Origin of the sequence: Nitrosomonas sp. Nm33, from assembly GCF_900107265.1 — a bacterium.
Taxonomy (GTDB): domain Bacteria; phylum Pseudomonadota; class Gammaproteobacteria; order Burkholderiales; family Nitrosomonadaceae; genus Nitrosomonas.
Genome location: NZ_FNPJ01000040.1, coordinates 1 through 14108, shown reverse-complemented (window position 1 = coordinate 14108; position 14108 = coordinate 1). Strand labels below are relative to the sequence as shown.

At 42.3% G+C, this 14108-nt stretch carries 16 protein-coding genes and 1 pseudogene; 10 read left to right on the top strand and 7 right to left on the bottom strand.

Annotation, left to right across the window (positions count from 1 at the left end):
• Positions 1 to 4: 4 nt before the first annotated feature.
• From BLV54_RS09345 to BLV54_RS09330, 4 genes are all read right to left on the bottom strand, one after another.
• Positions 5 to 1918, bottom strand: coding sequence for a glycosyltransferase family 39 protein (locus BLV54_RS09345; RefSeq protein ID WP_256329340.1), 1914 nt, complete (start codon positions 1916 to 1918; stop codon positions 5 to 7).
• Between the two features lie 413 nt (positions 1919 to 2331).
• Entirely contained in the window at positions 2332 to 2907 is a 576-nt protein-coding gene (locus BLV54_RS09340; RefSeq protein ID WP_218132366.1) for a nitroreductase family protein, read from the bottom strand.
• Positions 2908 to 3043: 136 nt separating this feature from the next.
• Positions 3044 to 3667: a response regulator transcription factor gene (locus BLV54_RS09335; protein WP_090571023.1), complete on the bottom strand. Its 624-nt coding sequence runs from the start codon at positions 3665 to 3667 to the stop codon at positions 3044 to 3046.
• Positions 3664 to 5157: a PAS domain-containing sensor histidine kinase gene (locus BLV54_RS09330; RefSeq protein WP_090571020.1), complete on the bottom strand. Its 1494-nt coding sequence runs from the start codon at positions 5155 to 5157 to the stop codon at positions 3664 to 3666. Before BLV54_RS09330 ends, BLV54_RS09335 begins: the two co-directional genes overlap by 4 nt.
• Positions 5158 to 5495: 338 nt before the next feature.
• Between BLV54_RS09330 and BLV54_RS09325 the strand changes: the two genes are divergently transcribed.
• From BLV54_RS09325 to hpf, 3 genes are read left to right on the top strand one after another with little or no spacing between them, the layout of a single operon-like run.
• Positions 5496 to 5681: a hypothetical protein gene (locus BLV54_RS09325; RefSeq protein ID WP_090571017.1), complete on the top strand. Its 186-nt coding sequence runs from the start codon at positions 5496 to 5498 to the stop codon at positions 5679 to 5681.
• A gap of 59 nt (positions 5682 to 5740) precedes the next feature.
• Positions 5741 to 6193: a CBS domain-containing protein gene (locus tag BLV54_RS09320; RefSeq protein ID WP_090571015.1), complete on the top strand. Its 453-nt coding sequence runs from the start codon at positions 5741 to 5743 to the stop codon at positions 6191 to 6193.
• Between the two features lie 36 nt (positions 6194 to 6229).
• Positions 6230 to 6790, top strand: coding sequence for a ribosome hibernation-promoting factor, HPF/YfiA family (gene hpf / locus BLV54_RS09315; RefSeq protein WP_090571012.1), 561 nt, complete (start codon positions 6230 to 6232; stop codon positions 6788 to 6790).
• Positions 6791 to 7150: 360 nt separating this feature from the next.
• On the opposite strand, the gene BLV54_RS17285 is transcribed toward hpf, so the two are convergent.
• Complete coding sequence (locus tag BLV54_RS17285) at positions 7151 to 7303, bottom strand: IS3 family transposase (protein ID WP_371113285.1); 153 nt, start codon at positions 7301 to 7303, stop codon at positions 7151 to 7153.
• Positions 7304 to 7855: 552 nt separating this feature from the next.
• Positions 7856 to 7966, bottom strand: a pseudogene (locus BLV54_RS17280) (hypothetical protein); the annotation flags it as partial.
• A gap of 528 nt (positions 7967 to 8494) precedes the next feature.
• Between BLV54_RS17280 and BLV54_RS09305 the strand changes: the two are divergent.
• The 7 genes from BLV54_RS09305 to BLV54_RS09275 all read left to right on the top strand — a co-directional run bounded on the left by BLV54_RS09305 (position 8495) and on the right by BLV54_RS09275 (position 13392).
• The gene (locus tag BLV54_RS09305) at positions 8495 to 8686 is read left to right on the top strand and encodes a DUF2934 domain-containing protein (RefSeq protein WP_218132365.1); all 192 of its coding nucleotides are present in this window, start codon (positions 8495 to 8497) and stop codon (positions 8684 to 8686) included.
• Positions 8683 to 9081, top strand: coding sequence for a hypothetical protein (locus BLV54_RS09300; protein WP_090571003.1), 399 nt, complete (start codon positions 8683 to 8685; stop codon positions 9079 to 9081). The genes BLV54_RS09305 and BLV54_RS09300 overlap by 4 nt, the downstream gene beginning before the upstream one ends.
• Positions 9082 to 9119: 38 nt before the next feature.
• Entirely contained in the window at positions 9120 to 9653 is a 534-nt protein-coding gene (locus tag BLV54_RS09295) for an Hsp20/alpha crystallin family protein (RefSeq protein ID WP_090571000.1), read from the top strand.
• A gap of 168 nt (positions 9654 to 9821) precedes the next feature.
• Positions 9822 to 10130, top strand: coding sequence for a hypothetical protein (locus BLV54_RS09290; RefSeq protein ID WP_090570997.1), 309 nt, complete (start codon positions 9822 to 9824; stop codon positions 10128 to 10130).
• Between the two features lie 252 nt (positions 10131 to 10382).
• Positions 10383 to 10883 carry a hypothetical protein gene (locus tag BLV54_RS09285; RefSeq protein WP_090570995.1) on the top strand — a complete coding sequence of 167 codons (501 nt, stop codon included), beginning with the start codon at positions 10383 to 10385 and terminating at the stop codon, positions 10881 to 10883.
• Between the two features lie 208 nt (positions 10884 to 11091).
• Complete coding sequence (locus BLV54_RS09280) at positions 11092 to 11592, top strand: hypothetical protein (RefSeq protein WP_256329337.1); 501 nt, start codon at positions 11092 to 11094, stop codon at positions 11590 to 11592.
• A 489-nt stretch (positions 11593 to 12081) separates the two neighbouring features.
• Positions 12082 to 13392: an MFS transporter gene (locus tag BLV54_RS09275; RefSeq protein WP_339389406.1), complete on the top strand. Its 1311-nt coding sequence runs from the start codon at positions 12082 to 12084 to the stop codon at positions 13390 to 13392.
• Between the two features lie 186 nt (positions 13393 to 13578).
• Here BLV54_RS09275 and BLV54_RS09270 read toward each other — a convergent pair whose 3' ends face one another.
• Entirely contained in the window at positions 13579 to 13959 is a 381-nt protein-coding gene (locus tag BLV54_RS09270) for an exosortase system-associated protein, TIGR04073 family (RefSeq protein ID WP_090570992.1), read from the bottom strand.
• Between the last annotated feature and the right edge of the window lie 149 nt (positions 13960 to 14108).

Sequence of the window (14108 nt, the reverse complement as noted above, 5' to 3'; positions counted from 1 at the left end):
ATGATCAATTGCTCAAATACCCCTGGGCAACTCTGTAATATACCCACCGCAGCGGTTTATCCTCACGCATGATTAAGCGGCTCTGTATCGGGCCAGGTTGATCAAGCATATAAGTAATATCGTTACCCCAGCGGCCACGCTCAAGATGTATTTTCTCTATACCAACCAATATAATCGGCCGAGTGGTTGGCGACTCTGAGGGATACCAGAATTGATACATGGCGCCGCTATCACCAAACATGTTACGTGAGCGAATATCCATGGGTTCTTTTCGATTGTAGAAAGACAACGAGCTCGCGATCGGCCATTTGCTCATGCCTACGACAAGCGGTTTTTGTCCAGTTTGTTGCTGTACGTTTTCGACGACTTTTTCAATTTCAATAGTTGTTTCACGCCAGAAATAACGTTTCATGTAGTCCGGATAGGGAATGCCCGGAAATCCCAATACAACATAATGCAGTACAAATGCGTAGGCAATCATGGAAATCGCAATAGTCGGTTTCCATGCTGCCTGCAAACGATTTGTGATACTGCTTAAATGATCGGTCTGTCCCATCATCCATGCTATCGTTGGCACTATCGCTAGCCATAGTGGCGCAGTCCAGTGAAAACGCAGTGAATCGAATATACTCAGAATAAAGAACACTACAAATGGAGTTCCGGTGAAAATCCGCACAAACAATCGTCGTCTGCGTGCAGATTGATCATGGTGGTGGTTGCCATCTGTTATCAGCGCCCAAGCAGCAGCAAGTAATCCAGCAGGTGTGAGCAGTACTAAAATGTCAAAAAATAGAAGATGTACTGAGAATTGATCATCGCCAACTCCTCGTAATCGCCCCGATTGGAAAGAAAATGAAGCCCAGTCATGTTGGGCATTCCAGATAATGACCGGGGTAAATAGTAACAAGGCGAGTATTGCAGCAAGATACGGATGAGGACGCTGCATCCAGCGACGTGCTGTTGGATCGAGGATTACAAACAATAAAGCTGCAACACCTAGTAAGCCAATTGTATATTTGGAGAGAAGACCCAGACCGAATGCGATTCCCATACCCAGCCAGGCAGAGCTGCGACCTGCTATCAGTGCGCGTTCCATGTAATAGAGTGTAGCAGCCCAGGCTGCGATCAAGGATGCATCCGATGTCATCAACATACCAGTTACAAAGCTAAATGGTAAGACGGCCAGCGACAGCAGCGTGCGCAACCCCGTCGATTTGTCGTACAGGTTGCATGCCAACGCATATAGATAACCCATCGTTATCAGACCACAGACAAATGCGCTGATGCGGACCCCGAACTCATTATCTCCAAAGATTGAGGTGCCAAGCCAGATCAGCCATGCAACCATGGGAGGATGATCGAAAAAACTCAGATCCATATGCTGAGCATACACCCAGTAGTATGCTTCATCCGGAATTAACTGGGCTTGACCTAAATAGATCAAACGCAGCAGAATGATAAAGACGATGATTCCAATCGTCGCTTCACGCCAGCCTGCAGTTGGAGAAGACAGCTTCTGCTGAAGCGGTAATACATAAAATGCGAACCCCAAATAACTGATTGCAGCCGTTATTGCTATAACCGGAAAAATAGCTAATGCGAATGATATATGCCAGACGTTGATGAGTAAGGCTAGCTGGCCACCGCGCATCAGCAAGGCCAATATACTGGCTATCCAGAAGCGGCTGAATAGATTCCACCGCAAGGAGTTTGGGTGAAGCGATTGAGGCAAGCATTTCGAAAGGAACGAGTAATTTACCGTAGCAGCTATGAGAAAGCTTGTGATATGCGCCAATGAAAGTCCAACCCCACTGTGCATCAGCAACAGGAAAAAAACTGCATCAACTGCCGCAGCAAGTAATCCGGCGAACCAAAATCGCCTGATTGTGTCGCTAGAGACTGCGCTGCTAGCATGCATTATTAAACGTTGTAAATAAGGCCACCTGTGAAATTTTGCTAAAGTTACCATTCAGAATTTGATTAGTTTAATGTTTCGTGGAGAGGATTTATACGCAGCTTATTTCTGTTTTTAACAGACGGGGAAGCTATTTGCCTGGATTGTGAAATCAGTGATTAAATCTTATCGAATACTCTCTTGGCAGCAAATCTTGGCGTACTATTGTATGGCTTTTTCTAATTGCGAAATTACATATATTTATAATTCTTGGCAGGTAAGAACATAATCTTAACTATTTTTTAATATATCCCCCAAAATCGTGAGCACATATTCTCACGATTTCACGCGATTTGCTACGTTTCTTCAAGACTGACAGGTTCTGAATTCCTGAAAGAGTAGAGATAAATTATGTTAGTCTACATTAAGTTAACCAACTAACTGGTTAGAGTTAGAATGAGAGGTTTTCTTCTCTGATTGGGTGGTGTCTTCCCGTTTGGGTGACCAAGAATAATCGGTACAATAATGGAAAATTCTTCCGGGATATTTAATTTGACCTTAATATCTGGCGTATTTAAAGCCGTCAACGCAGCACCAATCACACAGCTCCCTAATTTCATGGCACATGCTGCCAGCATTAGATTCTCGGCTGCTAGCCAGCAATCCGCTACCACAAAAGGCCCGGTTTGTTTTGAGCAAATCAGAATCAGCGTGCTCGCTTCGTAGAAAATATTGAAATCAGGTTCAGTAAAGGGACCAGGGGTATGTCCTGTTCTTTGAAGTTCTCGAACAAACAGAGGTTTAGCATAATCCGAAATATCTTTTAATAGCTGCTTATCACGAATAATGGCAAATGCCCATAGCTCCTCATGTAGTGCTGTGGGAGCATGTATGGCGGCTTCTAGCAGTATGTGTATAGCGTCCAGGCTGACTACCTGCTCAGTATAACTACGAACACAACGCCTAGCTAAAATTGCCTCAAAAACAGTCATTTCAACATGCGTTTCTTGCATAGCAGACTCCTATTGCATATCTTGTTTTGATTACCGTATCAAGAATCGCTACGAGAGGCTATCCGTATAAATACGTATATATCTTTTACTGCTTGTTGTAGAGGTGGCGTTGAGCTAATGCTGGCAAAGTATAGAGTTATGTTGAGGTGTTTAATCCACTTTCATAGGCAATACGTGCAAGATCAAGCAAATTGATTGCGCCTGTCTTATGCATGATATTAGATCTGTGAATTTCTACTGTACGAAAGCTAATACCGAGACGGGATGCGATTTCCTTATTGTGACATCCCTGAATAGCAAGCTGCATGACTTCGTGCTCACGTTTGGTGAGGCTTGCCAAGCGTGATAAGGCATCCTGATTATGTTTATTCGCTGCTATCAGTTTTTCACTTTCAAGAAAAGCTGATTGGATGGAGGCAAGGAGTTTTGCGCGGGTAATCGGTTTGGTTAGAAAATCGATTGCGCCGGCTTTCATTGCCCTGACACTCATGGGAATATCACCATGCCCAGTAAGAAAAATGATGGGCATCATGCACTTACAATATGACAGTTTTTCCTGAAGCTGCATACCATCTATTCCAGGCATGCGTATATCAAGGATAATGCAACCTTTGTAATCAGGTTGATAAGCACTCAGAAAGGTTTCTGCATTTTCAAAAGTTTGTACATTGATTCCTTCTTGCTTGAGCAGGAGAGCCAAGGAATCTCTTACTGCTGGCTCATCATCTACGATAAAAACGAAGGGGTGTTGAGAAGTCATAATGCAAAAGGTAATGTGAAGTTAAATTTTGCGCCTTCCCTGGTATCCGGATCAAGCCAGAGTTGACCGCCATTGGCCTCGATGAGGGCACGGCTGATCGACAATCCCATGCCAATCCCTGTTGGTTTTGTTGTGAAGAAGGGATCGAAAATATACTTAGCTATTTTTTGGTCAACGCCAGGGCCACTATCAAGTATTGAGACCATGGCTAAGTTTTTTTCGTTCAAGGTTCTGACAGTGATAGTGACCGCTGAAGTTGATACATTCGCTGCGCGCATCGATTCGACAGCATTTCTCAATAAATTTACCAGGGTTTTTTGTATGTGAAGACGATTGGCAAGCACTGCGGGAAGGTTGGGTTCCAATTGTAATACTGGATGGAAATCGTTATAACCATCACTGCGGGCAATTTTTAAAGCATCCATTACAACTTCATTCAGGCTTGGTTTTTCAGTAACCACTTCTCCTTTTTGCAGAAAGGCAACAAGCTCGTGCAGTCTCTGGCCAGCATGCTGAGATTGCTTGACACAGCTTTCAAGAACACGTCTTACTTCATCAGTGCTGAAAGTATCGCTTTCCATCGCGCGTAATGCGACCTCGCTATAAGCAGAAATTGCAGTAAGCGGTTGATTAAGCTCATGTGCAATGGCAGAAGCCGTATGAATCGCTACCTGTTGCTTAAAAAGCACTTCTGTTTCAGCACGATGCATTTGAAGTTCTTTTTCGAGCATTTTGCGTTTGGTGATATCGCGTGCCATTCCGACAAGCCGATTTGCACGCTCTAATTCAAAGTGAACTTGCCCAGTTATGATTATCCAACGCTCAGATCCATCGACAGGATTAATAACACGAAATTCTGCAAGGTATTTACCATCTCCCGCAGGATCGATGGCTTTCTCGAAAGCGGTTTGGTGAATGACATAATCTTTCGGATGAATCGCGCGGAGAAATTTCTCGTGAGTCATGACTTCATCAGCTCCGCAACCCCAAAGCTCGCGCATCCGTTTATCAAGGTGCATGACGTTGTGTTCGAAATAGAAATCAAGAACACCCAACGCTGCAGCTTGTTTGGCTAGCCATAACCGTTCTTCGCTAGTTTTCAGTGCGACTTCTGCATGACGACGTCGGTCGGTAATATTCAGTGTGATCAAAATATAAAGTCGATCATGGGCTGTCAGAGGATTCAGACTAATATTTACCTTCAGCTCCTGTTTGTCACGGGTTAAGACAACCAGCGTCCTGTCATTACCCATGTCGCGTTTCCATGGCTTGCCGAGATAAACTTCTCGATAGTGCTGATAAAGATCTCGGTAGTGAGGCGGAATGAGTTCTTCAATTTCTAGACCACAAAACTCATGATCTGCATAATCGAATAGCTGTTGTGCGGCTGCATTTGTCAGCACAATGTGACCAGAACCATCGATTAACAATATGGCATCCGATACTGCATTGAGCAACGTTTGAAAACTTAACCCTGTAAATGAGTCCATCACAATATATTTAATGATTAGATTCGTATCCTGAAATAGGTTGCAGTCTACGACAAAAAAAATAACTTGCGTCTATCAATCAATACAGGATAAGGATATTTATACGTGTCTGCACGTATTTAATCCCTTCTTTTTTTTCGATAGATTATTATTGATAGCTAATATCACAAATATAAACTTAATGAAGTGAAAGTATAACGCGAGTGCAGATTATATGTGCGATAGCTGTATTGAAAGCTAAATCACTTTTTGAGTTTTCAATTCTTAATAAAGGAGATTGAAAATGAAATATCTAGTCGTTGTTATCGCCTTTGTAACGTTGGCTCTTACCGGTTGTGGTGAACCAAAGACTGCTAAAGAAAGTAAATCTCCCCCCTAGCGCTGCTAAAGAAAGTAAAACAGCCGCAGAGAAGATTTATCCTGCCGCACCACATGCAGAAACTAAAGCTGAAAAACGTAAGGAGTTAGAAGAAGAGTCTTATCCTGCTGGTACTGAGGATCGGAAAGTCCCTCATGCCAAATAAACAGCGTATATTGCTCTAATCTAATCTAGAAAATTAATCATAAACGAGAGGTAAATAACATGCCTATTGGTGAAATTTGTAAGCGTGAAGTTGTCATTGCCCAACGTGAAGATACCGTCTTACAGGCAGCTAAGCTGATGCGTCAGCACCATGTCGGAGACGTGATGGTTGTCGATGATGGAGGAAAAGGGAAGCGAGTGCCGGTCGGTATCGTGACCGATCGCGATTTAGTTGTAGAAGTTGTTGCACCGGAACTCAATCCAAACGTTATCACTGTCGGTGATATTATGGTGTCTGATTTTGCTACTGTAAAGGAAAATGCTGGTGTGTTTGAGTCAATCCAGTATATGCGTGTTAAGGGGGTACGTCGTATGCCAGTAGTGACTGATGATGACGCATTAATCGGTGTTGTCACGCTCGATGATTTGCTGGCGTTGCTATCTGAAGAACTCGACGCGCTTGTTAAGCTCGTGGCACACGAACAACAAAAAGAGGCGGGCATTCGCCGCTAGTAATTAAAGGGAAGTTATAGAAGGAGAACAATAATTATGCAAGTTCCACTACAGATTACTATACGTGATATATCACCATCCGATGCATTGGAGGCGCATATTCGCGATAAGGTGGATAAGCTCGAAAATTTTTTTGATCGCCTTGTTTCCTGTCACGTTGTGGTAGAAATGCCGCATAAGCACCATCATCAGGGAAAGGAGTTTAATGTCCGCATCAATATCGGCGTGCCCGGTAGCGATATTGTGGTTAACCGTGATCATCACCAAGATCCCTATGTGGCTTTGCGTGACGCCTTCGACGCTGCTAAGCGGCAGCTTGAGGATTATGCACGCCGAATGCAGATCAAAACTAAGGCTCATCCTGTTGATCAGATTGGACATGTTGCGCGTATCTTTTATGATGAAGGTTATGGTTTCATCATAGGAGAGGACGGTATTGAACGTTATTTTCATCGCGATAATGTCATTGATCCAAGCTTTGATCGACTACAGGAAGGTGATGAAGTCAAATTTATCGAGGAGTTGAGAGAGGAGCTGGGAGCTGAAGGTCTGCAAGCGAAGCGGGTTAGTGCTGGTAAACATCATTTGCCGGAGTAAGTAAAGGTGGGTGCTATTTATAGGCCCATTATGTCTCGAACACTGACGCCTAAATACTGCTCTGACGAAGTTACGGTGACTAAATCCCCATGCTCTTTAATTTGATATAGATTTACGCTACTGGATTTTCCTTCTGTTTCAATTTCGCTCCCAATGGAAAACAGGATGGTAGGCAGGGCGACGCAGAGGAATCCTCCAGTTGCGGCAATTAACCAATCATCCAGATGGAGTGGTTGATGCGAAATGAGGTGTTGTCAAATATGGAGTCCATATAATTAAGCAGCGAGTAGATTTGCATAGTATCGCTGTGTAAATTCTGCTGGCGACAGGTATCCCAATTTTTCCTACTTGTGCAGCCGGTTATAAAAGATCTATATATTCGGCAATTTTCTGTTTTGTTTGTAGTCGTGTTTTGAATTTTTGATGATGTACCCATTCGCTTTTGAGGGTTCTCCAGAAGCTTTTCATAGGAGCGTTATCGCAGCAATCACCTTTGCTACTCATGGAAGTGATTATGCCAAATTAATTATTTCAATATTTCCTGGTAATCATGTGCGCAGTATTGGCTGCTACGGATGCGAGTGAAGAACTAACCTCTTTTCCGGAAGTTTTCTATCAGTTGCACGAAACAAAGCCTGTATAACCAGACCCGTTGTCATTCTTTCATTCATGGCATGATCCCCATCAGTTCGCTGTTAAATAGGTCTTTCATTTCGGTAAGAATATAGCCAGCCTTCGTCCAGAGGAATATAGGTGATATCGCTGACCCATGCTTTGTAAGGTGCGCTAACAGAAAACCCTCCTTTCAGAATATTAGAGGTGCAAACGATAAATGATGTTTAGAATCGGTTGTTACCTTAAATTTGTTTTTGTTACAACATAAACCCAGAGCTAAGCGTTTCGCGCTATAAGTCTCTCGGGTGCGTTGAGGTGCAGCCCCACTTTCTTTAAAAAACTTGACCGATTGCTTACGAAATTCCTGGCTATATCGTGTTCGCGCTAATTGTTCCATTCTTGTCCTTCATTTCATGTCTATATTTTATGAAACTTTGGACTCCAGGAAGTTCAGCATACCTCAATGAGAAACCAGATCATCGGATCTTTGCTAGTGTTCTTGGCCAATTCAATCCAGGAATTGGCTCCACTTTCGATAATATTGTTCAGGCTGTATTGTTTCTGACGCTTAAGGTATTCCTAGCAAGCTAACCCTTGATTACCTTTCGAGCTGATTCCTGAAACGGGAAAGAGGAATATTTCCCGCATTGCGAATAGCTTCTTTAACAAATATGAATCATTGTAACTCTTACCGTAGTTTCTAATTTATTTTCAGTTTATTTGTCGATTGGCAGTTTATTACACGAAATGTAAGAATAATTGTAAAAAATGTCTTTTTGAATAATGATCTACGTATTTATACGTATTTAATCGTCTTCTTTTTTTCGATAAATTATTGATCATAATTATTTGTATCGTGACGAAAGATTACGCTGATCTTTTACCCAATTAATTGGATTATTTATTAAGCAAGGAATATAAAGATAATTTTAAAAATACCTTTTCAAATAATGATCTATGTGTTTATACGTATTTAATTACCTTCTTTTTTTCGATAAATTATTAATTATGGTTATTTGTACCATGATAAAAGATTACGCTGATCTTTTATCCAATTAATTGGATTGTTTATTAAACAAGGAGGTAAAAGTGGAGCCTACTAAACCACTTACCAAGAGTACCAGGAAAAAAGCAACGGTTACAGCTAATAACGAGCATATACAGGAAGAACGCTACTCTCATATCGCTGTTGCAGCCTATTACAAAGCGCAGGTGAGAGGATTTCAACCAGGGCATGAACTGGATGATTGGCTGGCCGCAGAAGCGGAGGTGAAACAATGAGCATTTTAACCAGGAAAGCACTGCTGAGAAATGATTTCGGTGCGAAGGCAGATACTAACGAAAGCGAGTTTATAGTTCTGATACTTTCTGAGGACGGCATAATTCGCGATTGCAACAAGGCGGGCGCGAATTTATTGGGTGGTTGGCCTAAGAGTTTGCCAAAACTACATATTTCCAGTTTATTGCCAAAGCTGGCAGAGATCGATTTGCTAAAAGGGGAGCGGGCTAATCCCTATTTACGCTTTCTTTCACGCATAGGACACCATTTTGAAGTAGTGAGTATAAGTGGAATACATTTTGCAGGAAAACTTTTTTTCAGCGATGTGGAAGATTGTGGCTCACACCGAATGATTATCATGATCTATCCAGTCCATCAAGAAAATACCTTACATTAAAAAACAGAAGTTTCTTAATTAGGAAAAGGAGAATCATCATGCAAGAAGCAAATAAAGAGAATGTTCCTGTCACTACGAGTAAAGAAGCAGCAAAGAGCGAAGTACCTGCCATACGTCCAATGACCGAGATGGAACGTACTTTCACTGAGATGGAACGCACTTTTGACCGTGTTTTCAGACGCGGATGGCCTTCATTATGGCGGTGGGGAGGTATGCCGGCGTTGGATAATCTGTTTGAATTGGAAGCTCCACGCTCACCAAGTCTGGATGTGATCGATCGTGATAACGAAATCCTGGTTCGTGCTGAAATTCCTGGTATAGAAAAGAAAGACCTGAATATCTCTCTCACCGGCAATTTGCTTACGATTAAAGGCCAATCTGTTAGCGATGTGAAAGAAGAGAAAGGTGATTTTCATAGACACGAAATTTCCAGTTTCTCGTTTTCTCGTTCAGTTGCATTACCTGGAGAAGTGGACACTTCCAAGACAGAAGCATCTTTGAAGAACGGCATTCTGGAAATTACCTTGCCAAAAGCTGAATCTTCAAAGCGACGTACTATCACAGTGCAGTAATGATTTGGGGATATTTGAAACTTACATTCGAAAATACCAGATGTAAGTTTCAACCCATCATCTACGTCGTTGTGCTTGATAGTGCTGTAATGAACAAAAAGCAATCGTCCTTTGAAAGGTTGTGTGATTGGAGTCATATTTTCAACTAACCCATTAAAGGAGTTGATTATGAAACATGAAATATTGATCCCCTCTACTGTGATAAGTGTACTCTCATTAAGTGTTGGATTATTTATATCGTCGCTTGATCGTATAGAGTCTACAGAAAGCATTCGAGCACAAGATCAGAAACAGATTATTGGAAATCAACTTATGACGCAGCGAGAATGGGGGACATCTCAGGATTATGAAAGGGCAACAGAAGCTGCAAAAAAACAAGAACAAATTCGCATGGAGCATCGCCTGCGCATGAAAGAGCATGTAATGAAACATTATCCTCCCAGCGATCGATTCAGGAAAGAGAAAGTATGGATGTAATAGTTACATTGAACGATGAGGATTCTGGTGGAAGTGTGGTTTTAGATGCTGGCAAATGCTTTGGTTAATGATCTTATTTAAGGGTTGAGAGCGTAAACTGTAAAAATGGTGAGCTAATTCATTGCGCTTGCCGGAATAAAAGATTGTAAAGCATGGTTTGAAAGGATAATACCCTATATGATGAATTGGGTATTGGAATAGTGTATTCATTGATTATGTCATAGTATTTGCTATCACCAAAAGGAAAACACCATGATCCGTAATCCTATTGATGTTGCTAGCCGTGTAAGTTCCGATTTATCTGCGCTGATTGAAAGCCGACTCAATGAGGCAGAGACTGAACAATCTGTAACGCTCGCTACTATTCGTGCTTTCCTCGTAGGCTTGCTGCCTCCTACATTAACTGAGACGGAGCATCTGCATCATTTTGATGTCAATGAATCATTACTTGATGAACTAGATGCATTGATTGGGGAGTTTGGTGAAACAGCTTTGGCCATAGACTTTGTGCAAGATGTCGCTAGTGAACCACTTTCCCGAGTGATCGAAGCTGTTATGTATGATGAGAATCGGCGAGCTCCACCAACGCTTGGTGCTATAAAAGAAGCTATTTTCTCGGGTTTAGTAGCTAGGTTAGTCGGTGAAGGCACGTTGGATGAAGATGAAGACGACGCTCTGCTTGCAGAGATTGATACGCTGATTGCTCGAAATGGTGAAGAAGCACTAGCAGAGAATTTTTTACGGTACGAGTAACGAATGCTCTGAAATACCTACTACATATCTTTATTGCAAAATTGTGTCCTTGCTCATCTTTTTCTATCTACGAAATGCAGATATGTATCAGGGGGCGGGGCACTGGAAGGAGGTTTGCACTCCAACTACCCGCGATGATATCTCAAGATATTTAATGAAATTAATTTTCTTTCTAGATAAAACTTTTTCAGTTAAAAAATGAACCTTAGTGAAAATTTCAAATCGGATAATTTTATTGGTGACGATTTATTTTTTTCTGAAAATGTATCTCGACAAAATTCATTCACTGCAAACAGGTGTTAGTCTTGAAATTTCAACAATAGCCTTGCGTGACCTGATTGGGGATGCCATGGTCGGTCAGCGAATTCCTGAACTTGCTAAGATTTGTTGCCCGATGGATCTTTACGATTATCTCTCCGTCGTTGTTTATAAAGATGCTGAAGGTCTGGTCAGTAGGCGTCATGCTTGGGTTGATGAAATCAAGAATGATTTGCTTGCAGGACGCCCCGTCTCTTTTAGGAGATTCGACAAACTTTTCTGGCGCACTCTCGATGAAGAAGATCCTGATGGCGATGAATGGTATCGATTAATTTCTGGAGAGGAGTTCCGCTCTCAATTAATCTCCTTACTCGGTATTCTCCGCTCAGCTAATCGAAGGTTGCTCCAGCAGGTTGATGTTTTGCCCGATTTGAAAATCGGATGGGCCTAAGAGCCTTTGTTGCTTGAACTAATCAGCTGCGGTGGGAAATGTAGCCGTATATTTCTCAATTCTTCGTTGCATAGTCCCACTATGCGCGTCAAAATCATGGAAACCTGCTGTCGCTATCCCAGAGATGGTTCGTTACGATTGCTTAAGTCTAGCAAGTTTCTATAAAATCTTACGACTGGTATGAATGTACCAGCATTTAGCAGGATATAACTCCGATATTTCGCTAGGCTGGTCTGTAACATGATGAAAAAACTAATGGGATAGTGAGAGGATGCCTCTATAGCTATTAGTATTCCTATTTTCTTTAGAATCTCTACAGATTCATACCGCTACCAAGCTTCGCGATAAAAATTGTGGTAACGTAAGGAGTGAGATTGTTGTCTTATAAACAAGTTTCACTCTGGGAGATGAGTGTTGCCAAAATTCTTGCAAGAAAGAATCCATGCGCTCACAATTAGAGAAAATAATTATGCTCGTTGTGTCGTGAATCTGAAGAAAAAATCCCAATATCTTGCTGAGGGTGTAAGTCGGCGCGAAGTCTGGTCCTGGGCAATGTTCGATTTTGCTAACTCAGGCTATACCACTGTCGTTATCACTGCGATTTTTAACGCCTATTTTGTGGGAGTCGTGGCAGGTAATCAGGATTGGGGAACATTTGCATGGACAGCATCATTAGCAGTCTCCTATATCCTTATTATTCTGACCGCACCCGCACTAGGCGCATACGCAGATGTCTACGCTACGAAGAAACGCTTGCTTTTGCTGACAGCTATTGGCTGTGTCTTGTTTACTGCATTACTTTATTTTGCCGGACCAGGTGATTTGTGGTTAGCAATCATCTTTATTATTCTTACCAACTTTTTTTTTGGTAGTGGTGAAAATCTGATAGCTGCCTTTTTACCTGAGTTGGCACGAAGCGATGCGCTAGGGAAAGTATCGGGCTGGGGATGGAGTTTAGGCTATTTAGGCGGCTTATTCAGCCTGGGTTGCTCACTTGCTTATGTGACATGGGCACAAGGACAAGGGCAAGAAGCCGATCAATTCGTACCCATAACAATGTTGATAACTGCGGTCATTTTCGCAATTGCTTGTATCCCTACCTTCCTTTATCTAAGAGAGCGAGCAGTGCCACAGCCGCAGCTGGCCAGCGATCGCTTCATTAAAGAGGCTTTTGCGCGCTTGGGCAATACACTCAAGCATGTACACCACTACCAAGATCTGGTGCGCTTTCTTGTTTGCCTTGTTTTTTATCAAGCGGGCATTCAAGCAGTGATCGCATTAGCAGCAATCTATGCCCAGCAAGCAATGGGATTTAACACCAGCGACACGATATTATTAGTTCTGTTAGTCAATATTACTGCTGCGCTGGGTGCATTTGTCTTTGGCAGCTTGCAGGATAAATTGGGCCATATTCCTACCATCGCACTAACGCTTATCGGTTGGATCATTATGATTTTGCTGGCATGGAAGGCTGAGAGCTCTGCCATGTTCTGGTTAGCCGCCAATATCGCTGGCCTGTGCTTAGGCGCATCTCAATCTGCCGCGCGGGCATTAGTTGGGTTATTCAGCCCTTCTTCCCGACGGGCTGAATTCTTTGGTCTATGGGGACTAGCGGTGAAGCTGTCATCTATCCTAGGTCCGATCACTTATGGGCTGGTCAGCTGGATGTCACGCGGCGATCATCGTCTTGCTATGCTGATTACAGGTAGTTATTTTCTTATTGGTTTGGTGATTTTAATGCGAGTAAATGTGCAAAGGGGGCAAGAAGCCGCATTATATGATCCCGAGAAAAAGGAATAAGGAAACGATAGATTTCTTTAGAAATCCTGAATAATCGATCAGAATTATGCAGGGTTGATAAATGCTTTCATGAGGAAGTCATTTTCAATCTTCCATTTTTTCTACATTTAACAGGTCGTGAAAAAGTAGCCATAAATTCATTCTTTTTATTTCAGCGACCTGTTATATTTTCAATCAGCTTGATGCTTATCGATAAGTGGTTTCTTTATCGAAATCTTGCCAAATATAGTGTGGATAAACAACTGGAGGTGTAGGAATGAAGAACGTGGCAGCATCCAATGCGCCAAGAACTGTACGGCCTACTGTGTGGACAAGACCGGTGAGGAATCCGACTGTTAAACCATAGGGTGCACCATCGCGTTGACTAGTCAGGATGACCGTTTTGGGAAGCTCCACCCAACCAGTCGCTGCATTAACGATACCATTCATGAGCTTTTCCCCTGCCATGGTTGGATAGTTCTTCTCCATTCTTTCACCGTACATAGTATAGCTTTGTGCTATGACTGTTTGAGATGCTAAAAAGAATAATATAGAGAGTAACAAAAGCAGTCCTACGAGTTTTTTCATTGCTTTCTCCTGCGATGTGTAGTATTGAAAAGTTGGTAGAGCTTATATTAATTAACGTGAGTTCGACATAAGAATCACAACCCTACAAGTGGAAGAGCTTGAGTGAATCTGATATTAAGTGAAGGTTTCTTCTCGCGGAACGTGTAAGC